The organism is Cellvibrio zantedeschiae, from assembly GCF_014652535.1.
In the GTDB taxonomy this organism is placed as follows: domain Bacteria; phylum Pseudomonadota; class Gammaproteobacteria; order Pseudomonadales; family Cellvibrionaceae; genus Cellvibrio; species Cellvibrio zantedeschiae.
Window position 1 is genome coordinate 64,081 of sequence record NZ_BMYZ01000001.1, and the last position, 23,949, is coordinate 88,029.

Here is a 23,949-nt window from a genome sequence, read left to right on the forward strand (position 1 = left end):
TGAATCTCAGCTGTAGTATCGAATAATTAACCAGGAGAGCGTGGATGAAAAAATTAATATCGGTGATAGGCGTGTGGATCTTGTCGTCCTACGCCCTTGCAACAGACACGCTTATCAAGCATGTGGAGCCGCTCAGTTGGTGGGTGGGTATGCAGCATTCGCAATTGCAACTCATGGTGCATGGAGAAAATATCTCTACACTTACACCAGAAATTAATTACCCGGGTGTCACCCTTGTTAACACCCAGACAACGGATAATAAAAATTTCCTGTTTATAAACTTGAATATTTCTGAAGCAACAAAAGCGGGTAGCTTTGTTATTTCATTTAAATCCGGCGATAAGCAGCTTGCTAAAATTGATTATCGTTTGGATACGCGCGCAAAAAATTCCGCGATGCGCAAAGGTTTTAGCTCCAATGATGTTATCTATTTGCTAATGCCTGACCGTTTCGCAAACGGTTCCGCCGCCAATGATTCAATGGCAGATCAATTGGAAAAATATAATCGCACCTTGAGCGGTGGACGTCACGGTGGCGATTTAAAAGGTATGCAAGAGCATCTGGATTATATTGCCAATATGGGGTTTACCATGATTTGGCCAACGCCCCTCGTTGAGAATAATCAGCTGCAATATTCCTACCACGGTTACTCTGCAACTAATCATTATAAAATTGATAGTCGCTTTGGCAGCAATCAAGACTACAAAAATTATGTGATAGCAGCGAACAAAAAGGGCTTGGGTGTTATTCAGGATGTGGTGCTTAACCATATAGGTTCGGGTCATTGGTGGATGAAAGATATGCCCGCCAAAGACTGGATTAATTTTCCCGATAATTATACGCAAACCACACATCGCCGTACCGCTATTCATGATCCTCACGCCGCACCTGAGGATGCAACATTATTTACCGATGGCTGGTTTGTGCCCACCATGCCTGACTTGAATCAGCGCAATCCGTTATTGGCAACCTATTTAATTCAAAATTCGGTTTGGTGGATTGAATACGCCAATCTCTCGGGTATTCGCGAAGATACCTATTCTTATTCGGATAAAAATTTCCTCAGTGCTTGGGGAAAGTATTTGCTTGAGGAGTATCCCAACTTTAATGTGGTTGGCGAGGAATGGACAAGCAATCAGGCTATTGTTGCTTCCTGGCAAAAAGGCAAACGCAATGATAATGGCTACATATCCTACATTCCGAGTTTGATGGATTTTCCAGTGCATGATGCGATGCGCACTGCACTAACTGAAAATGAAGGCTGGTCTACAGGCTTAATAAAATTATACGAAACCATCGCCAATGATTTTATTTACGCGGATCCTATGAATATGGTTGTGTTTCCAGAGAACCACGATACCAGCCGTATTTTTTCAGCCTTAAATGACGACGTAAATTTGTATAAAAACGCCATGGTGTTAAGTGTAACTACGCGTGGTATACCACAATTTTTCTACGGCTCAGAAGTATTGGCGACCAGCCCCAAAGAACGCGATGACGGTGCCGTGCGTAGCGATATGCCGGGAGGTTGGGCTGGCGATAACATCAATGCATTTAGCGGTAAGGGATTAACTCCAGCACAGAAAGATGCGCAGGCATTTTTGAAAACATTATTAAATTGGCGTAAGACAAACGAAGCGGTAAAAACTGGAAAGCTTGTGCATTACGTTCCTGAAAATTCCACGTATGTTTATTTCCGTTATACAGATTCAAAAACAGTGATGGTTGTGCTGAATAAAAATACCCAGGACTCAAAGCTGGATTTAGCCAGATTTCAAAATATGCTAAAGGGAAAGGCCAGCGGTAAAGATATTTTGACTTCATCGGTAGTTGATTTTTCTCAACCACTTACCTTAAAAGCCAGGACGCCCATGGTGATTGAATTATAAATCCCCATCACATAGTAAAACGCCCTGGGCTTAAGCTGCACAGGGCGTTTACTTCAAAGTTAAAGCACAGCATCCGCGCTTAGGATTCCATTGTTGCTACAGTTGCTTTCGATGAAAGTTGATTGGCAATTGTTTCGGCCGCTTTCTTTCCCGCCAAAAAAGCATGATCAGAATTGTAATACTCCCACTCGCTATAGCGGCCCGCTAAAATAATATTGTGTTTTGCCATCCAGTTTTTAACGGTTGTAACGTTTTTAGCGCGAGCATGGTCATAAATAACATAGGCGTAAGGCATATCAACTTGATTTGCCGTAATCACTGTATCTTCTTCCGTCATCATGCCCACTTTAATACAATCTTCTATGCAGCGAGCAATCAGTTCATCGCCGTCGAGAGGCAGTGGTTTCCAGGGCGAATAAGAAATCTCACAAGTGAAACCAAAACCGCCGGGTGCATTGCATTCAGAGCTAGCATTTCCCTGCACAAATATGCGATGAAAAATGGAATCTTCAGGATAATAAATCCAATGTTTATCGGTAACATTTTCGCGCGCAATTCCAATATTTACACAGCGAATGGATATGTGTCGCAAACCTCTCGCGGCCGCTTGAACTTCTTCGGGTGCATCAGATCCGATTAAACGCACGAGTTCTGGTAAGGGCATAGTGGAAATTAAATTGTGGTAACTATAACGACGGCCATCAGCCAATACCACCAAGTGGTCACGCGGAAGTATCTGCACTACATCAGCATTGAGTTCAATGTCGCCTTTAATATGCGGAACAAATCCAGATACCAAGGCTTGGAATCCACCTTTTTTGGGATAGCCAAAGCGCGCGTTAGGCCCCATAGGTTTTCCCACGGGTTGTAAGGCGCCATCAATTATTTCGCCTAAGTCTGGAAGGGGAACTCGTCCGCCTAACCAGGACGTTTCCATTTGTGTTAGCGGCAATGTCCACAATTTTTTGTTGTAGGGAATTGCAAAATGTTTTGCTATGCCAGCACCCCACACTCTATAAATAAATTCTTCAAAGTTTTGTGTTTCGCGTTTTACTCCTGTTGCGCCAGCATTGGCTGCATCAAGAGTTCCATCGGCACAACAATCGTCCAGTTTTTCCATATCACATTTTTTTTCTGCGCTAACACTATGCAGATTTCCGTAGCGCGCATCAATCGCACCCATGATACAGTCCTTGATGACTTCTGGTGGTAATCCGTAAAGCGCCCCCTGGAATGGATAGCGGGTATATACATTTTTGCTATAGACCCAAGCTTCACGATTTTGCCAGTGTTGATTGTCGCCCAATAAAATATCGTAAAGTTTTAGTACGTAGGGATCGTTGGAAAACATTATGTGGCCGGCATAATCGAAGGTAAAACCTTTGTCCTGAATCGATCTGCACCAGCCGCCCACATTTGCATTTCGCTCAAGCAAAACGGTATCCGCACCTAAATGATAGGCGGCGCTTAAACCCGTAGGGCCACCGCCAATAATGGCGGTATTAACAAAGCGAGCCAGCTTTGCAGGCAGCGGATTAATTCCGGCTTTGTTAGGTTTAAGATTATCCTGACTTTGTTCTTCGTAATGAGCGACATGGCTGGTTCGCGCCTTTGTGGTTTCTATAAGTTTAGCCATGCTGGCAGCTGTTTTTTCCCAGGAGGTTGCAGAAACAATTGTGCGCATTTTTGCAATTAAGTTTGACCGTTGCTCAGCTGATAACGCCAAATAGCGCTTACATGCTGCAATAAATTCTGCTTTATTATGTGCAATGGAAACTGTATCGCTGTAAGGAACAACAACATCTGTGATAGCGGTGCTTACAATGGGCACTTCTGCTGCCATGTATTCCAACACTTTTGTTGGGCTAATAAAGCGTGTTGATTCATTTAGCGCGAAAGGTAAGAGGCAAACATCCCATCCTGCCAAAAATTGCGGTAAAGATTCATAGGGCTGCTGACCGAGATAATGAATATTCTCCCGTTGTGGTAAGGCTGCCGGATTAATTTTCACTACAGGCCCAACCAGTATTATTTGCCAGGTTGGATCTGAGTCTGCTAATGCAGCAACTAATTCCAAATCGAAACGCTCGTCTATCACACCATAAAATCCCAAACGTGGGCCGGCGATATTTATTTGCGCGGGGTTGGTATTTTTTCTGTCCAAAGCTTTTTCAAAATGACTTGCGTCTACACTGCTGGGGAAACAGTGGACGTTTGCATGCAAATTTCTTTTTGATTGATAAAGGCTTGGTCCACCGGTAAACACTATGTCGGCTACGCTAAGCAGCGCCTTCTCGCGCTGTATGAGTTGCTTTGGCGCGTTTTGGAATGCTGACAGCTCATCCATGCAATCATAGATAATCAATTTTGCGCGAAGTTGTTTTAACAACGGCAATGCCATGGGCGTGTAAAACCAAACAATCGGATCTTCGTCGTCAGGATTTAAACTTGCGACTAAAGGTTCGAGTTCCGATAGTTGGTCGTCGTGAAAGCCGGAGGTCTGTATAGGTGTATGTGGTTGGCAAATAGTAATGTTTGCACTGGGTGAGTAGGTTTTTAGAAAACTTTTTCCGTCATGAAATACAGGTTCTTCAAAAACAATAACTTTATAATTTTTCGCTAATCTGCTTAATAAATGTTGCGGTCTTTGATAAACGAAATCCCAGCGTAAATGGCAAAACACAATAATAGTTGGCATACCAGCTCCTAAGTCAATAAGGCACGTTTCGATTTTTAATTCTTTAAGCGGTTAAGCTATAACTTCAAAAATTTTAATAATTGCTGTATTTGCAAGCGATTCAATAAAAAATTTAACTTAACTTTTTGTGCCACATGAAAGGTTGTTCAAGGAATGTCATTTATGGCGTCGCGTTGATTATTGCCGCGTTTTACCATGATGGTGTACACAAAAAACTAACTCTGTACGATAACGAACCTTAATTTTTTTAATGGGTTGTTAATATTTATAAAATGATTTTTTAATTTATATATTGTTGCGCCATTAATTTATTTTTTGCTCACTTAAATCATCTTAAATCAAGTTAGATTTGTCTTTATTGGCCAAGGAGCTGAAAATGACCAGTGATGCTTTCGCATATCCACGACCACAACTGGTGAGAGAAAACTGGTTGTCATTAAATGGCAAATGGAAATTCGCTTTCGATGACAATAATCAATTTCAAAATTTGTCGGATGATATTCCCTGGGACAAAGAAATACTTGTGCCTTATCCTCCAGAGTCTGAGGCGAGTGGCGTAGGTGATCGCGGATATCATTACGCGTGTTGGTATAAACGCGAATTTGAAATTTCCACAAAAGGGCAGCGTGTATTGCTTCACTTCGGCGCCGTGGATTACCGTGCGAAAGTGTGGGTCAATGGACATTTGGTGGTAGAGCATATTGGCGGGCACACGCCATTTTCTGCAGACATCACCTTTGCGTTAGGTGATTCTGAAAAACATGTAGTAACGGTTTATGCAGAAGATGACCCACACGATTTAGCGAAGCCACGTGGTAAGCAGGATTGGCAATTACAACCGCATTCTATTTGGTATCCGCGCACTACAGGAATTTGGCAAACCGTGTGGCTTGAGCCCGTTGCAAACACCTACATCAACAAAATTCGGTGGACACCAAATTTTGATGGTTTTGAGATTGGCTGTGAAACAAATATAGCAGGAGATCTCAATGCGGATTTTACCGTTGAGGTAACCATTTCACACAATGGAAAACTACTAGCTGATGATCACTATAAAATTATTGGCCACGAAGCCGCGCGAAAAATAAGTTTATCTGATCCAGGTATAGATGATTCGCGCAACGAATTATTGTGGAGCCCGGAACGCCCTACATTGCTCGATGCAGAAATTATTTTGCTGCGCGACGGTGAAGTGATCGACAAGGTTTCGTCTTATACGGCCCTGCGTTCTGCGCATATTAATCGCGACAGATTTATGCTCAACGGCAGGCCCTATTTTTTGCGTCTCGTTCTGGACCAAGGTTATTGGCCCGATACTTTATTAACAGCGCCATCTGATGATGCGCTGCGTCGCGATGTAGAGCTTACCAAAGCTATGGGTTTTAACGGTGTGAGAAAACACCAGAAAATTGAAGACCCGCGTTATTTATATTGGGCCGATAAATTAGGTTTATTAGTGTGGGAGGAAATGCCTTCTGCATATAGATTTACGTCTACTGCAATTAAACGTTTAGTGCGGGAATGGGAAGAAGTTATTGACCGTGATTACAGTCATCCCTGCATAATTGTTTGGGTGCCTTTCAATGAATCCTGGGGTGTGCCAAATCTTACGTCAACACAAGCACATAGGAATGCCGTTGAAGCGCTTTATCATTTAACGCGTACTTTCGATTCTACTCGCCCTGTTATAGGTAACGATGGCTGGGAAGCATCAGCAACTGACCTTATTGGTATTCACGATTACGACGCAAATCCGCAGAGTATCGCTGCGCGTTACGGTTCGTCAGTGCAACAGGAACTGTTTGATCGTCGTCGCCCCGGTGGAAGAATTCTCACGCTCGATGGTTATCCGCATCGCGGTCAACCCATTGTGCTAACCGAGTTTGGTGGCATTGCCTATGCCAAGCAGCGTCACTCGGAAGAAGGGCAAGAAATGTGGGGATACTCACAAGCATCCAGTGATGGAGATTTTTTCAATCGATATCGTCAATTGCTAGAGGTGGTTAACGAAACCGCAATGTTCAGTGGTTTTTGTTACACACAATTTGCCGATACCTTTCAAGAGGCGAACGGTTTGTTGTTTGCTGATCGCACACCTAAGTTGCCTTTGGAAAAAATCGCCGCAGCTACGGGAAATATAAAATAATAATCGCATCGCCAGTGTTCACCAGATGCAGAATTATTCTGCTATTTAAAAGGCCAAGCAATGAAGAATATTATTAAGGGCCTCACACAAAATTCTTCTATTCCTATTTGGGGCGGAATTGAATGCACGGTTCACAGGCTGGGGGATGCCTATGGCGACCAATTGCTTCGCAACGGACATAATGATCGTGCTTCAGATTTAAAAATCATTGCGGAGCTTGGTATAAAAACGCTGCGCTACCCTGTGGTATGGGAACGAATTGCACCTCAAGGGTTAGCAAAAGCTGATTGGTCGTGGACTGATGAACGGCTCGCACAATTAAAAGAGTTAGGCATAAATCCTATCGCTGGATTGCTGCATCACGGTAGTGGGCCGAGCTTTACCAATTTAATTGATCCTGATTTTCCCGCCAAATTTGTGGAATTTGCCGTTGCGGTTGCTGAGAGATATCCCTGGTTAGAAATATTCACACCCATTAACGAACCATTAACTACGGCGCGTTTCAGTTGTCTGTATGGGGTTTGGTATCCACATCTTCGCGATGACCACGCATTTTCACTTGCCGTATTAAATCAATGCAAGGCGAACATTCTGGCAATGCGTGAAATAAAAAAAATTATTCCATCTGCAAAGTTTTTGCAGACCGAAGATCTCGGCAAATGTCACGGAACTAAAAAGTTGCAGTATCAATGTGACTTTGAAAATGAACGGCGATGGGTGTCCCTGGATTTGCTCACGGGGACGCTAAATAACCAATCTGTGATGTGGAAATATTTTAGAAAGAGGGGGAAAGTTAGTGAAGATGATTTGGAGTATTTCACTACTCATTATTATGCTCCCGATATTATTGGTATCAATCACTATATTACCAGTGAGCGTTTTCTGGATGAAAACAGGAAAAAATATCCTGAGTGGTCACATGCGCAAAATGGAAAAGATACCTATTCTGATATAGACATCGTCCGCGCTGATATACACAAAAGAGAAGGACACTACAAAATATTAAAATCCGTGGCTGAGCGTTACCATTTACCTATAGCTTTAACGGAAGTTCATCTTGGATCATCGCGGGATGCACAGCTGCGCTGGTTTATGGAAGCCTATAGCGCTGCAACCAGGCTTAAGGATGAAGGCGTAGATATACGTGCAGTCACGAGTTGGTCGTTGTTCGGAGCATATGACTGGAACAGCCTTCTCACACAAAATAATAATTTTTATGAATCGGGCGCTTTTGATATTCGATCAGGCGAACCCCGACCCACGGCCGTCGCGCATTTGATTAAGCGCTTATGTGAAAATAAAGTGCCTGACCATCCAGTGCTGCAAGCGGATGGTTGGTGGAAGAATCCCGAGCATGTTCACTTTGCATTTGGTTCATCAAAACACGCCAGAGGCTTGCCCACGATTGAGCACATGTTCCCCGAAAATTTGTTGGCAGCAAACGTTAAACCCATATTGATTATTGGTGCCACGGGTACATTAGGCAGGGCATTTGCACATATCTGCAGCATGCGTAACATTTCATACGTGTTATTGTCCAGAAACGATATGGACATTATGAATAAAGAACGCGTCGAATTTTTTTTACAGAAGCATGAGCCTTGGGCTGTGGTTAACGCAGCGGGATTTGTGAGAGTAGATGATGCGGAAACTTCACCGGAGTTATGCTTTCGCGAAAATGCTTACGGTCCCGTCGTTTTAGCACAGGCCTGTTTAAAATATGGCGTAAACTTTTTAACCTTTTCTACAGATTTGGTTTTCAATGGCCAAAACACAAAGCCCTATCGCGAAAGCGATTCGGTTTCGCCGCTGAATGTTTACGGCGCCTCAAAAGCCTATGCGGAGGCACATGTACTAGCCGCAAATCCATCCGCCTTAATTGTGCGAACAAGTGCTTTCTTTGGCCCATGGGATGAGCATAATTTTATTGCACAGTTAATCAAATCAGTGACAAACGGCAAAAGCTTTATGGCAGCTAGTGATCAAACCATAACGCCGACTTATGTTCCTGATTTAGTCAATAATTGTCTCGACCTTATTATCGATGAAGCCAAAGGAATTTGGCACATTGCCAATAGCTCTGCTACTACCTGGTCGGAGTTTGCTTTTTCAGCCCTGGATGTTGCCGGTGTTGATAAAAAGCTCATTAAGCCTGTTGTGTCCACCGTGTTTAATCCAAAAGCTAAACGACCTGCGAATAGCGCACTGGAGAGTGAAAAAGGAATTTTTTTGCCAAAGCTAGAAGATGCTATCGAAAGGTTTTTTAGAGAGGTTAAGAGTATTTGAGAAGAGTATTGCTACCAGAAGAAAAATGGGTAACGCAAAAAGGCAGATATAGATCTGCCTTTTTCTAGTTCAATAGGATTATCGTTTTGTCAGCTTTATCGCCGCATCAATAAAATAAATAGTTGTCGTGCCTTCAAATCCCGAATCAGTTCCAAAAATAACCCAGAGTGCACCATTGGCATCTGAGTAGGTTGTGAATTTTCCGGTCTCGCTTTTCAGCGTTTTCTTTTTGTAGGATTGGTCAGTGCTTTCGCAAGCTAAACCGTTACCTATGTTGCCAATCACCATTGTATCGCTGCCGCCCGTTGCCTGGTTATTTTTATCGATATTCATTAAATAAAAACCTGTACCGTCGTTAACAGGTTTGGGCTCTATTTTTGCTGCACCGGCTTTTACATAAACGGAATCACCAGGTGAGCCGCCAATACCTGAGCAGCCACTATGCACGTCCGTTCCTATACCTAATTCAAAATCAATTTCGTACCGGGTATTGGGCTCAAAACCGGTAAATTTTTTGGTGACGAACATAAATAGATCATCGCTATGATTATTGCCGCTGATTTTTATTCCTTTGCGATTTTGTCCGAGCGACGAAGGTAAGCTTGCGTGACTTGATGTTAATTCATAAAAGGTTTCCTGCCCTGCTGGATAGTCAGCGAAACCGGCGACCCAGCCTTCGGCGTTAGTATTAAAGTCAATATTGATGAGTTTGGTATTGGTGGGCGGAGCACCTACGTAGAGTTTCCCTCCTCCACAAGCGACCAATGTTGCAGTTATTAACAGGCCCAAGGCTATTTTTAATGGATGCGTGGAATATTTCATAGGATTTCCTCATGTGTTGCATCTGGATGATGAGGGCATTGTGATGGTCGGCAACCGATCATTCTGTGGGGAATATGTAGGGACTTGTAAAAATCTGTAGCCAGTCGTTACCTGGTTCGCTGTGTTACAAACTATTACAATTTCGTGCATTTAAATAACAGTTTTCTGGCTGGCATCCCGTATAGCATTAGGTGTATTCGGTAAAAATAACGATAGTTGCCTATAGAAGGAGTTCTCTATGAAAAAAATTATTCAATGCTTATGTATCAGCGTGCCGCTGGTTGCTTGTGGTGGTGGCGGTGGAGGTTCTACGGATACGCCACGTTTGCCGCCCCAGGTTAAAACAGATTACAGCAATCTTAAGCAGTCCAAGCTTGAACCTGGCCCTTTAAAGCAAGTAACAGCGACCGATTTGACCGATATGGTTAAAAACGGTTTGCGAATTTCATTGCGCGATAATCAAAACTTTAATGAGCTGGCGCGCACCGCAACCTTGAGTGGTGACAAGGCTTCATTGGCCAATGGTTCGAAAACATCTGGCGATTTTTCCGGCACTAATGTGCAGGTAGAAAATGTGGATGAGGCGGATGTAGTGAAATATGACGGCCGCTATATTTTTGCGGCAACGCCAGTGAACTATACAGATGCCGGACCAAAGGCAGAACTAAAAATATTCGCAACTAATCCTGCTACAGCTACCAGCACGTCAGTGAGCACTACAGCAATTGATACAACATATTGGGGTGATATTTCAGATTTGTATTTGGTATCTGATGCTTCAGCCACAAGTGGTTTGGTGACTATTCGTCGTTCCATGAATTTTATGTATTTTGCCAAAACACTTAATGCTGCTGATGGCCCAACACCGGATGTTCCTGAAACACGCGCCGCACAGGAGAGCAAAGCTGCAGCAATTGTTGCGGGTGATGATAAGCGTTTAATCATGCCGCAAGATATGGACAGAGGCGTAGAAATTTCTTTATACGATGTGCGCACACCCGCATCGCCATCCAAAGCCTGGACTGTGACCTTGGATGGTGATTTGCTCGCGTCGCGTAAAATTGGCAACACCTTGTATTTAGTTACCAGTTTTGTTCCGGCAATTCCAGATTTACGATATGGCGTATCAAATAAAGAAGAGCTAACCGCGAATGAAAATTTAATTGCGTCAACTCCGGTCGAAAAATTGTTACCAAATTACGCTATTAACGGCGGTGCCGATCAGCCGCTAAATAAAGAATCTTGTTTGGTTTCGGCCAATGCAAAGGCGAATGAAGGCTACCTAAATTTAATTAATATTACGACTATAGATTTAAGCAAACAAAAATTGGTGAATTCCGTTTGCATCAATACAAATGTTGAAGGTGTTTATAGTTCGTTAAATAATTTGTATCTCGGCGGTTCTGATCCAGCTAAATGGCAAGATTGGTCCAGCTTCTCGGTTATTCACCAATTCAAATACACCGACACTGGTGTGAGTTATGTTGCCAGTGGTGGTGTTGAAGGTATTCTTGGATGGGGTGAGCCTTCGTATCGAATGGATGAATATAAAGATGCGTTGCGCGTAATTACTACTCGTTATGGTGATAAGGGCGAACCTACACATCAATTAAATGTATTGCAAAAAGTTGCGGGTAAAAGCGAACTAGCCGTTGTTGCGCAATTGCCCAATAAAACACAACCAGAAGCAATTGGAAAACCAAGGGAAGATATTTACGCAGTAAGATTTAATGGTGATCGCGCCTTTGTGGTGACCTTTGAGCGTAAAGATCCTCTTTATGTATTGGATCTTGCCGATACCAAAAATCCAAAAATTGCTGGGCAATTAGAAATTCCATGTTTCTCTACCTTTTTGCGTCCTATTGGAAAAGATTTTGTTTTCTCTCTCGGTAATGAAACTGATGCAGAAGGTCGTCAAGCCGGCGTTAAGGTAGCCTTGTATGATGTGCGGGATATCACCAAGCCGGTGCAAGTAAGCAGTCAGGTATTTGGCGACGCCGGTAGCTGGAGTGAAGCGCTTTACGATTATCATGCGTTGTCGTTTTTGCAACGTGGAGATGATCAGCTTCGTGTAACCTTGCCTATGGTGTTGTACAAAACTGACATCGGAAAAGATTTCTGGAATTACACCTGGCTTAATACAGGGTTGCATATGTTTGAAGTTAACGGCTTGGTCAATGGCAAAGCTTCGTTGGATTATGTAGGAAATTTAATTTCTGAATCGAGCACCACTGCAGAGTATCCTTCGTGGAGTGGTAGTGATCGGAGTTTGTTGCACGACAATGCAGTCTTCTATGTTCATGATTCAAAAGTGAATGGTAGTTTCTGGCCGGTAAAAAAATAATACGGCGTTAAAAAAGCCCTGCTGTTTAAACCAGCAGGGCTTTTTTTATGGCCAAAAATAACGGTTGTGTGAATATTATGTAGCTGCTTGCAGCTGCAAGGCTGCGCTCAAGCATTTCTAAAAAATTAAATGCATCGATATACTCTTGGTTTACGAAGGCTTGGTTTTACCCCGCCAATGCCTAAGGCAAGCTTTAGTATCATCGAATTTCCTACTCTTAAAATTAATATGCGGCTCGGTGTTTAACACTAGTTGCATACGTATGTATGAACTGAATACGTATGTAGCTGGTTGTACGTTTTCTGGCTTCTTAATAATATTATCGCAGACGTATCTGTTGCTGATCTGTCTCAATCGCTGTTAGTTATTTGGCGCAGTTTATACTGCGCTTTTTTATTTCTGCCGCTATTGTTATGTCCCACTTGTCGCCCCCGTCGTATTAATCTTCATTTTTTGAATTTATCGGTATTTCAAGAAAATTTTTAAGAAGGCTTTTGAATTTACAAGCCAAAAATTTTGTATACCAGCGAATTGCCAACTAGCCTGTAATCAAACCATATATACCTTTTGACTGGGACCGTTCATAGGAGTGTAGGTATGGGTACTGCTATCCCTCCTTAGCGCCTGTTTTGCATACGTATGTACTTGTTGAATACGTATGCATGATGTTGTGAGCAAGGCGTCACACAAATTAACATCTAGTAGTTAATGCCGAATTTCTAAATTCTGAAATAAGTTCTTGTAATACCGTGTTGGTGCTTTGGTGGTGCTGATTTCGACAAGACGCTTAGCGCTGCCTAACCATAAAAAACGCAGTCATTAATTTGTTTCAATAGTTCTATTTCGAATGTGGATCTTATGGACGCCGCTAATTAAGAGCAGCCATAGCGCAATAAATATTTGTAATGATACCTAGTGAAGTTTTCGGTAAGAGTCTTTGCGATTTGTACCGGGTGCAGCTCATTTATTATTGTTAAATTCGTTTCTGCGCCGCCTACATTTCAAAAAAATAACATAGGGGAGAGTAAACTGATGTTCAATTATCGTAAAACACTAGGCATCTTTGCCTTGGTTTGCACTATCGCAAGCCTTGCGGGATGTGGTGGTGCCAGCGGCACTGGTAGTGACACTACGCCGATAAAAACCTGCGGCAATTTTCAAATTGTTTTGGCCGATGGCTCCTGTGGTGCACCGCCACCACCGCCACCCTGTGCCGACGGCTTCATTCGCGCTACGCCTGATAGCGCCTGCGTTAAATCTGATTTTAAGTTGCCGACAATGCCAGCCAAAGTTGCTGATGATGAAGCGGTAATTTATTTCAATAAAGAAGATAAAAATTTTGCCGGCTATACGCTTTATACCTGGCAATCCTGTAGCCCCACCTGGTTAAAACCAAGCTCTGGCTGGACTGATGAATCGCAAGTGATTCAAGGTGTTTCTGAAGCAGAACAAGACCCTATTTACGGTGCTTATTTTGTGGTGAAACTCGCCCCGGGTGGAACCTGTGGTAATTTCATTATTAGAAGTGCTGGCCAGGCGCGTCAAACCAACGATTTGACTATAGGTACTGCAACGACTGGCAGTCCTTTTGATCGCCGCTATTTTGTGATTGCTGATCCGTCAGATTTGCGCAACAGCCGCGTAAGCGCTTTGCCGATTTGTATTAACGATGTGTGTGCAAAATTTGAAGAGCCCAAGTTGGCTATTTCCAATATAGCTGCACACTGGATTGATGCTTCAACTATTTTGTGGGATCGCGAAGTATCTAATGTAAAACTTTATTCTGCTAACGACGGCGGAAAAATTTCTGCCAATAAAGATGGCTCTGTTGCTAACGGCACTGTGGTGGCAAGTCTCTCTGCAACCAGCATTAATGATGCCCAGCGAGCATTGGTTCCGCACCTGAGAAATTATCGCGCTTATTCGCTTAATTTAACGGCCGATGTGATTAAAGGTTTGCTGAAAAAAGAATTGGTTATTGTTGGCCAAACATCTACCGGTAACTTGGTGGGAACGCGTTTGCAAACCGCGCAAATTCTTGATGCTTTGTACACCGCGGGCGCCAACGACGCTAACGAAGCGAAATTGGGTGTGAGTTACACCGGCGGCAATGTTAGTGCATCTGTATGGGCGCCAACAGCAACTAAAGTTGAGTTGCGTGTGTACGGCAATGATTTGGTGATCGAAAGCACCAAAGATATGACTGAAAATAAAACCACCGGTATCTGGACTTATAGCGCTGCTAAAGCAGAGTTGGATCGCAAATTTTATCGTTTCCGTGTCACTGTATTTAATGCATTCACAAATAAAACCGAAGTGTTGGAAACAACAGACCCTGAATCTGTGAGCTTATCGACCAACGGTTTGCATTCGCAATTTGTAAATTTGAATGATAGCGATTTGAAACCTGCCGGTTGGGATGGTCAGGTTGTGCCAGAAGTTTCTGCACCGGAAACCATGTCAATTTACGAAACCCACGTTCGCGATTTCAGTGCGAATGACCAAAGCACACCGGTCGAGCATCGCGGTAAATATTTAGCATTTACAGATACCAATGCTGCGCCGGTTAAACATTTGAAAGCCTTGGCTGATGCTGGCTTAACGCATGTTCATTTGTTGCCAATTGCCGATGGTTCCTCCATTAGCGAAGATCCTGCGACCCAAATTAATTTGGACAGTTATGTATTTGAATTGTGTGCGGCACAAAGCCCACGCGATAGTGCAATTGTGTGTAATGGTGTAGAAAAACCTAACGCAACCTTGCGCAGCGTATTGCAAAAATATGCGGGCGATTCAACCAAGCAACGTGCAGTGATTGATGCGTTGAGAGATTTTGATGCGTTTAACTGGAACTACGATCCTGAACATTTCAATGCGCCGGATGGTAGCTACGCAACCAACGCAAAAGGTGTGACACGTATTCTTGAAACCCGTGCCATGAACCTCGCGTTACACAACCTGGGTTTGCGTGTGGTTTACGATGTGGTTTATCCGCACATGGCTGCTGCCGGTGTTAAAACAGCGAACTCAACGTTTGACAAAATTGTTCCCGGTTATTACTTCCGTCAAAACGCAATTTCTGGCGCGGTAGAAACCCAAACCAATGCGGGTCCAGATACGGCAACTGAGCATGTTATGGCTGCCAAATTTGTATCTGATTCCTTGGTGCAATGGGCTTCTGCATACAAAGTGGATGGCTTCCGTTTCGACCAATCGGGTTACATGCCTAAATCAGTATTGGTAAATGCGTACAGCGCTGTTAAGGCGGTTGATCCTGATAACTATTTTTATGCTGAAGCTTGGACCGGCGGTAGTTCGTCGGGTGACCGTATTGCCGAGCGTGCTTCGCAAGTACCTTTAGCGGGTACAGGTATTGGTACTTTCAACGATGTAATCCGCAACCCGCTGCGTGAATTGGCGCTGGTGAATGGCGGTGCCCTGGATCGCGTGCGCGCTGGTTTGGCGGGTAACCTGGCTGACTTCCGCATTTTGTCCAAGTCTGGCAAAACCGTTAAAGCAAGCACTGTTGGCGCTTACAACCTTGATCCGCAGGAAGCCATTAATTACGTTGAGAAACATGATAACGAAACCCTGTGGGACTGGATGCACAGACCTAACGCGCTGCCTGCTAATACAACTGTAGAAAATCGTGTGCGCATCCATGATATGACCTTAGCCGTGCCACTCCTGAGCCAGGGCGTACCATTTATCCAGGCCGGTAGCGACATCCTGCGTTCCAAGTCCATGTCATCCAACAGCTATAACGCGGGTGACTGGTTCAATGTGCTGGATTTCACCAAGCAAACTAACAACTGGAAAGTGGGCTTGCCGCCAGCGAGCGACACCTCTGATGCAAACATCCTCTTGGCCTTTGCTGACGAGCAATCCAAACCTACGCCAGCTTTGATACAAAAATCATCCGATGTATTCAACGAGATTTTGAAAATAAGCAAAAGCAGCCCGCTGTTTAGCCTGACAACGGCAGCCGATGTTATGGACCGTGTTGGTTTCCACGATGGCGGTACTACCCAAAAATCGAACTTGATCGTGATGAGTATTGATGATGGCGCAGGCAAGGTAACGGGTACCCAAACCAACCGTGCAGACCTTGATCCTAAAGTCGATGCAATTGTGGTGATCTTTAACGGCTCTGCCACGGCGATTACGCAAAAAGTACTGACTTCTGCGGGCTTTGTATTGCACAGCATCCAAAAAACCTCTGTGGATGATACAACTCGCACCGCAAGCTTTACCGAAGGGACAGGTGGCGGCAGCTTTACGGTGCCGGCTTATACCGCTGCAGTATTCGTTAAACCGCAATCAGGCGCGCAAGGTGCAGGTCTTTCTGCGACTGCGACCTCAGGCTATGAGCCACCGGTTCCCTACGGGGATACCGCCCTTTATGTGCGCGGTAGCGTATCTCCTGCCGGTTGGGATGCAACGGCTGCTAACCGCATGAAGTACGAAGGCAACGGCATTTACTCTGTGGTTCTGGATGTTCCGGCAGGCACTAACGCATTTAAAGTGGCTGAAGCTAACTGGAGCTTGCCAAACCTGGGTTCAAACCAGGCGGTAACGGTTGGTACTCCTGTGACCTTGACCCAAGGCTCGAACGATAACCTCAATCTCACTGTGGCTACGGCTGGCAAATACCGCTTCGAACTGAATGCACTGCAAAGCACCACGGCGCCAATTTTGACGGTGACTAACCCGGACACCTTTGGTGCCACTGCGGTTTACCTGCGCGGCACTGTATCGGCTACAGGTTGGGATGCAGCAGCAGGTAATCGCCTGGTTTACGAAGGCAACAGTATTTATGCCTTGAAACTAGATCTTGCTGCGGGTGACTACGTGTTCAAAGTGGCTTCGTCAGATTGGAGCACCTTCAATCTGGGTAACGCCTCTGCGGTTACCTTGGGTGCTGAGCTGCCCATTATTCAAGGCAGCAACGACAACATCCCAATTCACATCACCAAAGCGGGCAGCTACCGTTTTGAAGTGAACACGCGTAAACCTGATGCTCCAGTGGTTAAGGTTTACCAGGATGACTTGTTCAAAGACACGCCCATCTATGCACGCGGCACAGTGTCTAGCGCAGGTTGGGATGCAACCAGCGCTAACAAGTTCAGCTACAAGGGGGCAGGTCTGTACACCTTGGGGTTAAACATTGCTGCTGGTAATTACATGTTCAAAATCGCTGAAACCAACTGGTCGAACCCGAACCTGGGTGCGCCCTCCGCAACCCTGGGTGTACCAACGGATTTGGTTCAAGGTTCAAACGACAACATTGCTTTGAGTATCCCAACGACAGGTGATTATGTTTTCACCGTGGATACCACCAAAGCGGATGCAATTACTGTGACTGTGGATTCGAAATAGACCCCCTCCCAATCCTTTCCCGAAGACTCGGGAAGGGATTGGTTAACGAGGTTCGAACAACAAAAACTAAATGACTAGTCGAGATTAAGCAGATGAAAAATTTTAATGTAAAACCGCTGGGAGTTGTCATCTCCGGGTTGTTAATGGCAGCGACCACCCAATCGGTGCTCGCGCAAGATGCAGACAAAAAAGCGATAGAAGAAGCTGATGAAGTCATCATTACTGGCTTCCGCGCATCCATCGCCAATTCGATCGAAATGAAGCGCAACGCCGACACTATTGTGCAAGCGATTTCGGCGGAAGATATCGGCGGCTTGCCAGATAAATCTATCGCAGAATCACTCAGCCGCTTGCCCGGTATTACCGTCACCCGTTCAAGCGGCCAGGCCGGTACTATCCAGGTGCGCGGTATGGGCGAGGGCTACGTGTTCTCCACATTAAATGGTCGCGAACAGGTATCGCCGAACGGCAGCCGCGCCATGGAGTTCAGTCAGTTTCCATCAGAATTAATTAACTCTGTTGAAGTTTACATGTCTCCCAAAGCTTCGCTGATTGAGGGTGGTATTGCAGGTACTGTAGAGCTTAAAACCATCAATCCCCTGAAGATGAAAGATGACCAAAGCATACAGATTGGCGTGCGCGGCAACTACAACGACAAAGCCGATGAGCTTTATGAAGTTGAGCCATACGGCAAACGTTTCTCTTTATCTTTCTCTAAAAAATTGTTGGATAACACTTTGGGCGTGAGCTTGGGTTATGCAAAATTATTGCAACCTAACGCCGCATCCCAAATTGAAAACGACAACTATTCCAGACCTGCGCTAACAGTGGATGGAAAAGACGTTTATGCACCAGAGAGTTTTTTTGTAAAACAAAAAGGTGGTGAAGATGATCGCGATGGCTACATGGCCACCGTAGACTTTGAACCCAACGAACATCTTGCCATTGAAGCAGACGCTTTTTACTCCAAATTTAAATCGCAAAGTGATGAACGCGGTATTCGTGTGCAAGGCTTCAGAAATATGAATGTCTACAACACGACTTACTTCGACGACATCTACATGACTGGCGGTACTTTTGTTGGCAGAAAAAATTCCCAGACAATCGATTTCAAAGTTGAGAACAACGATACCACGACCGATTACGATATTTTCTCTGGCGGTTTTAACGCTAAATGGTCTGAAGATAAATGGAACATCGCGGCCGATCTTTCGCATTCAGAAGCGTCAGGTTTATTTAGAAATTCTCTGTCGCGTTCATTTCTTTATAAAAAAGGCCCGGTGGATTCTGCGCATCCTGATGGCTGGTATCGTGACGATGACCAGCAAGCGGCCTTTGCGCTTAACGGCATCAATATTCCCAAGTTCAGTTTGAATCGCGATTACACCAATACGGCGACACTGCGCATGGGCCAATATGAAGAATATCCCTATATCAACGAAGACAAAATTGACGCTGCGCGTATCGATGGAAAATATGAATTGGATACACCGGTCATAGTGTCCATTGAAGCAGGCGTGCGCGTTGCGAAACGTAATCACAAACAATCGCGTAATGTGTTTGTGTATGGCGACGGTGCTGGTGGTCGTATCACCACGGATTATTCATTGCCAATCACTGATGCAAATTCTGATGTTGTGAATTGGAAAGGTGATTTCTCTAACATGCCGTCGTTTCTTGCAATCGACAGCCGTTCCATTATCGAACAAGCCTACAAAAATAATTTGGTGTTGATGAGCCGCACTAAATACACCGGCCCCAATACACCAGAAATTGCCAACCCTGATGCCTTTGATGCAAATGGCAACCCGAAACCGCGTTCAATTGTTGCGGGTGCGCGCTGGGGCGAGGGGCGTTCCTGGTCCATGACTGAGCAGGCGGATATTCAAGAAGATGTAAATTCTTTTTACATTCAAGCGAATATCAACACCACTCTGTGGGACAGGGACTTAACGGGTAATATCGGTTTCCGCCGTATTGATACCGAACAATCCAACATGGCATTTGTGAATGTTAACGGCGACACCAGCAAAGGCGCAGTTGAAATTTGCGATGACGTAGGTGATTGCCGTTCAGATTTGGCGTTAACACGCATCGGTGTTGAGTACAGCAATAATTTGCCGTCACTGAATTTGAACTATCACCTTGCTGAAAACGATCAATTGCGTTTGGCATTAGCACGTGTATTGTCGCGCGCGCCCATCAATCGTCTTGCAAACTTTAACCAAGGAAGTATCGATGCCAATAACCCGAATGGCCCGACTTACAACTACGGTAGCAACAGCTCGCCAACCTTGAAGCCGTTCCTTGCAGACCAAATCGATATTTCTTACGAACACTACATGCCAGATACCAATGGTTCATTCTCCATTGCGGCTTACCATCGTGAAATTAAATCCTTCATTCAAGATGCATCTATCGAGAATTTTGATTTCGCTGCAAATGGTTTCCCCATTCCAGAAACTTTCCCCGTCGTGGAAGGTGGTTTGGTCGTGGATAAACCCGTGCGCAACGGAACCTACACTTTCTCAACCAATAATGCTGAAGGTGGATATATTCGCGGTTTGGAAATTTCCTATACGCAAACCTTTAACTGGTTACCGGGGCTTTTCAAAGGCTTGGGCGTATCGGGTAGTATCTCTAAAGTAGACAGTAAAATTACTACCGTGAGCACCCTGGATCCCAACAATCCAGATAGTAATTTGCCGTTCTCCGGTTTGGTGGAAGATTCCGGCAACATTACTATTTTCTACAGCTACGAAAATTTCGAAACCCGTTTATCGACAACGCACCAGGGCTCTTTCGTGGGTGAAGCTTTAAACATCGCCCGTGCGCCAGTAATTTATGCTGCTGAAACCGTTATGGATTTCCAGGCAAGCTACAAATTCGATAACGGAATCAATATGATTTTCTCGGTAAGTAACCTTACTGATGAACCAAACCGCAGTTACAGCCTCAGCGAAGAATTGCCACGCCGTTTAAACTGGTTCGGCAGAACCTTCTCACTGGGTGCAAACTACAAGTTCTAATTTTAAGTAAGATAAAAAAACCGCGCACTTGTTGCGCGGTTTTTTTTATGAAGAAACACACTTTATTTTTTTGCCGCCTCTGGTTTCGGTAGACCAATAGTTCCATTGATACTGATTACATTTTTATTCTCTTCTTTTTTCTCCTTTTTTTCAGATGCGGAAGTTATAGGTTCGCGTGTAAATGCATACTTTGTAGTATCGAAATCTAATTCTTTTAGTGGACCAGTTGGGCGAGACTTTAGCGCTTCAGTGAAAGTATGAATGTAGCCAGTCTCAATTATGTTTAAGGACAGATCCCAAACTACGCTTGTGGTGTTACCTCCACCGCTTTCAGCAACTAGCGCTTCGGTGCTACTACCTACAAATCGTTTTGTTAAATATTCTTTAAGGGGAATGAGTGATGTGATTGCTTCAGAAAGATGGGTGTCAGGAGCGGCGGTTACTTTTGATAATGTTCCATCTGCCGCTAACTCCTGAGTCAGTGAGTTTGACCCGAACCAGGGTAAGGGAGCGTTTAAATAATAAGGTTTTTCGGTGTCGACAATAGATTCAGTGCTTATAAAATTTGCGATCAACTCCGGCTTTACTTGCGTGATATCAGCTTTTTCCTGGAGAGCTACAAATTCACTAGTGACTTTCGCCGTGTCCTCGAAACTATTGGGGTCAGCTTCTAGAATTAATTTCTTGATAGATGTTAATTTAATAAGTTCAGTTTTTGGTATCTCAACTTCATAAATCTGTTCGTTTGAGGGTTTTGCATTTGTGGCATCAGTCTTATAAGTAATTGTTAAGGTTGCCTTTAGCCAGGTTGTTGAATATTTGCTGTTGTGTGTATAAATATTCTTTTTTACATAGAAGGGAATTCCTCCTACAGATTTATAAGTTGTAACTTCATTTTCGATTTTAGCTTCGCGAACCCATACAGTATTTGTGCATGAGCTTAGTAGGATTGGAATAAGTAGTAAAATTATTTTCGGTTTCATAGAAATTTCCTTATGCAGTGGATGTGTGTGGAAAACAATAAAGCGAAAGCCAATCTATGCTTCAGGTGCATGTTTTTCTATTACATCTAATAACACATATGAATAATGGATAATTAGTAAAAACGGTGATTTCGAAAAAGTTAACTGGAAATTCAACGTGCTAAGTTGTTATCCTGATAGCCAATTACTTTTTTATTCAGAAATTTATATGGCTATCGAAATCGAACGTAAATTTTTAGTTGTTAATGACAGTTGGCGCAGTGCTATTGCTGTTTACTTTTGCCAGGGATATTTGAATCGCAGTAAAGAGCGTACTGTTCGAATTCGTGTCGCGGGAGATCAAGGTTTCCTTACCATAAAAGGCGCAAGCAAAGGCGCAAGCCGCACTGAATTTGAATACGAAATTCCTCTGGCCGATGCCAAACAAATGCTCGCTTTATGCGATGGCCCTTTAATTGAAAAGTATCGCCGGAAAATTTCCTTCGCGGGTATGTTGTGGGAAGTTGATGAGTTCCTTGGTGATAACCAAGGCTTGGTCGTTGCAGAAATTGAGTTGGAGTCTGAGGAGCAAGCCTTTGAAAAACCTGATTGGCTGGGTGAAGAGGTGACTCAGGACGTTCGTTACTACAATTCCAACCTATCGGTTAATCCCTTCAAAAGCTGGGCAGTTTAGAGGGTATTTCAAAGCTCATTGCTATCTGATGTTTAATAGAAAATAACAATTAGACCCATTTCTTTAATTGTCTTTATCTCTTCGATCCATTTGCCTAGTATAAATCCTGAAACAAGCCTTTGGATTCGATGAGGACAGGATTATGGCTAAGACAATGACATTTGCGACCTTACACTTTGGTGTGGCTTTCACCGTGGGCTATGCCTTAACGGGTAGCGCTCTGGTAGGCGGAACCATAGCTTTAGTCGAGCCGGCAATTAATACAGTGGTATTTTTCTTTCACGAAAAGGCATGGCTCAAAATTGATGAGCATAAAGCAGACTTGGTGGAGATTTTTGCGAATAGGGTGTGAGGCGGATTATTCCGCCTCTGCCTCAAGTTCCTGTTTCGCACGGCGCGTTTCAATGAACAGGCCTATATAAACCCCAATTTCAAACAATGCCCACATAGGAATGGCGAGTAAGCACTGGGAAGTGACATCGGGCGGGGTGAGAATCATACCTACCACAAAGCAACCCAAAATCACGTAAGGGCGTTTTTTAATGAGCGATTTGGCTGACATAACCCGCGCGTAAATCAATAGCACTGTGGCGACGGGAATTTCAAAAATAAATCCAAACGCAAAAAACATGTGCAACACAAAATCCAGATATTTTGTAATGTCGGTCATGGCCGTTACGCCTACCAAACCTGACTGCGTAGTGATTTTAAAAATCAGCGGAAAAATTAAAAAATACGCGAAAGCCATGCCTATATAAAACAACAAAACGCTGCTCACCAAAATGGGTAGCGCGATGCGTTTTTCATGTTTATATAAACCGGGCGCAACAAACGCCCAAATTTGGTAAAGAATGTAAGGAATCGCCAGCACCAGGGCTACAAAAAAAGTCAGCTTCATTGGTGTTAATAAAGGCGATGTGATATCTGTTGCAATCATGCTGGCATTGGTGGGCAATAATTCCATTAGCGGTGCAGAAACAATCGCGTATATGTCATTGGCGAACTTGGCATAGAGTGCCAAAAACAACGCGAAGATGACGACTATAGTTCTCAGCAGGCGAGTGCGTAATTCAATCAGGTGATGAACCAGTGGTAGTTCTTTATCGTTTTCGGCCGATGTCATAGAGATGCTTTGTTACTGGTTTGAGCAGAATTATGTTCAGTGGTTGGATGTTCGTTAGCAGTTTGCTTCGCAGCGGGTGTGTTTATTGCTGCAGTTGTATTTGCTGGAGCATTTGCAGAGGCGAGAACTTTTCCATCAGTTGTTTTTTTCTGCGCAGGTTCAAGCAAGTTTTCCAATTCCACATCTGCTTCTGGCAGTTCTGCTAAATTTTCTAACTGTTCTTCCATGTGCGAATGATAGGGCAAATCAGGTTCGCTTTTATATTCGATAGCAGTGGATTCAATAGTGTTTTGTGTCTCTGCAAAAACGCTGTCCATATCGCGGCGCGCTTGTTCCAGGTTGCGCATAATTTCTTCGTTGTGCAATTGTCGACGAATATCATCCACACCAATTTGGCGTTCTATTTCTGAGCGTGTTTCGCGCAAGCTGCGTTTAAAGCGACCAACCCACAGGCCCACAGTACGCACGGCTTCAGGCATACGTTCCGGGCCTATGACGAGGAGCGCAACAATCGCACAGACAATTAATTCAGAAAAACCAATATCAAACACGGGCTTTGCCTTTTTAAAACTACAGC

13 protein-coding genes are annotated in these 23,949 nt (G+C 44.1%); 8 read left to right on the forward strand and 5 right to left on the reverse strand.

Annotation, left to right across the window (positions count from 1 at the left end; translation table 11 throughout):
* The first annotated feature begins 44 nt into the window (after positions 1-44).
* Positions 45-1,889: a glycoside hydrolase family 13 protein gene (locus IE104_RS00355; protein ID WP_189414973.1), complete on the forward strand. Its 1,845-nt coding sequence runs from the start codon at positions 45-47 to the stop codon at positions 1,887-1,889.
* Positions 1,890-1,968: 79 nt separating this feature from the next.
* Here the strand turns inward: IE104_RS00355 and IE104_RS00360 are convergent, their stop codons facing one another.
* Positions 1,969-4,587, reverse strand: a complete 2,619-nt coding sequence (locus IE104_RS00360) for an NAD(P)-binding protein (protein WP_189414975.1) — start codon at positions 4,585-4,587, stop codon at positions 1,969-1,971.
* A 376-nt stretch (positions 4,588-4,963) separates the two neighbouring features.
* Here IE104_RS00360 and IE104_RS00365 point away from each other — a divergent pair, with 376 nt between their 5' ends.
* Entirely contained in the window at positions 4,964-6,733 is a 1,770-nt protein-coding gene (locus IE104_RS00365; RefSeq protein ID WP_189414977.1) for a glycoside hydrolase family 2 protein, read from the forward strand.
* A 60-nt stretch (positions 6,734-6,793) separates the two neighbouring features.
* Positions 6,794-9,019 carry a family 1 glycosylhydrolase gene (locus IE104_RS00370; RefSeq protein WP_189414979.1) on the forward strand — a complete coding sequence of 742 codons (2,226 nt, stop codon included), beginning with the start codon at positions 6,794-6,796 and terminating at the stop codon, positions 9,017-9,019.
* A 78-nt stretch (positions 9,020-9,097) separates the two neighbouring features.
* On the opposite strand, the gene IE104_RS00375 is transcribed toward IE104_RS00370, so the two are convergent.
* Entirely contained in the window at positions 9,098-9,841 is a 744-nt protein-coding gene (locus IE104_RS00375) for a hypothetical protein (RefSeq protein ID WP_189414981.1), read from the reverse strand.
* Between the two features lie 238 nt (positions 9,842-10,079).
* Between IE104_RS00375 and IE104_RS00380 the strand changes: the two genes are divergently transcribed.
* The 3 genes from IE104_RS00380 to IE104_RS00390 all read left to right on the forward strand — a co-directional run bounded on the left by IE104_RS00380 (position 10,080) and on the right by IE104_RS00390 (position 20,593).
* Positions 10,080-12,185, forward strand: a complete 2,106-nt coding sequence (locus IE104_RS00380) for a beta-propeller domain-containing protein (protein ID WP_189414983.1) — start codon at positions 10,080-10,082, stop codon at positions 12,183-12,185.
* A 1,032-nt stretch (positions 12,186-13,217) separates the two neighbouring features.
* Positions 13,218-17,564: an alpha-1,6-glucosidase domain-containing protein gene (locus IE104_RS00385; RefSeq protein ID WP_189414985.1), complete on the forward strand. Its 4,347-nt coding sequence runs from the start codon at positions 13,218-13,220 to the stop codon at positions 17,562-17,564.
* Positions 17,565-17,656: 92 nt separating this feature from the next.
* The gene (locus IE104_RS00390) at positions 17,657-20,593 is read left to right on the forward strand and encodes a TonB-dependent receptor (protein WP_189414987.1); all 2,937 of its coding nucleotides are present in this window, start codon (positions 17,657-17,659) and stop codon (positions 20,591-20,593) included.
* Positions 20,594-20,655: 62 nt separating this feature from the next.
* Here the strand turns inward: IE104_RS00390 and IE104_RS00395 are convergent, their stop codons facing one another.
* Positions 20,656-21,576: a hypothetical protein gene (locus IE104_RS00395; RefSeq protein WP_189414989.1), complete on the reverse strand. Its 921-nt coding sequence runs from the start codon at positions 21,574-21,576 to the stop codon at positions 20,656-20,658.
* Between the two features lie 208 nt (positions 21,577-21,784).
* Here IE104_RS00395 and IE104_RS00400 point away from each other — a divergent pair, with 208 nt between their 5' ends.
* Both IE104_RS00400 and IE104_RS00405 read left to right on the forward strand, forming a co-directional pair.
* Positions 21,785-22,249: a CYTH domain-containing protein gene (locus tag IE104_RS00400; protein WP_189414991.1), complete on the forward strand. Its 465-nt coding sequence runs from the start codon at positions 21,785-21,787 to the stop codon at positions 22,247-22,249.
* 142 nt (positions 22,250-22,391) lie between these two features.
* Positions 22,392-22,601 (forward strand): DUF2061 domain-containing protein, encoded by a 210-nt coding sequence (locus tag IE104_RS00405; RefSeq protein WP_189414993.1) that lies wholly within the window; start codon positions 22,392-22,394, stop codon positions 22,599-22,601.
* Between the two features lie 6 nt (positions 22,602-22,607).
* Here the strand turns inward: IE104_RS00405 and tatC are convergent, their stop codons facing one another.
* Both tatC and tatB read right to left on the reverse strand, forming a co-directional pair.
* Positions 22,608-23,372, reverse strand: coding sequence for a twin-arginine translocase subunit TatC (tatC, locus tag IE104_RS00410; RefSeq protein ID WP_189414995.1), 765 nt, complete (start codon positions 23,370-23,372; stop codon positions 22,608-22,610).
* On the reverse strand, positions 23,369-23,923 hold the full coding sequence (gene tatB, locus IE104_RS00415) for a Sec-independent protein translocase protein TatB (RefSeq protein ID WP_189414997.1): 555 nt from the start codon (positions 23,921-23,923) through the stop codon (positions 23,369-23,371). Before tatB ends, tatC begins: the two co-directional genes overlap by 4 nt.
* Positions 23,924-23,949: the final 26 nt, after the last annotated feature.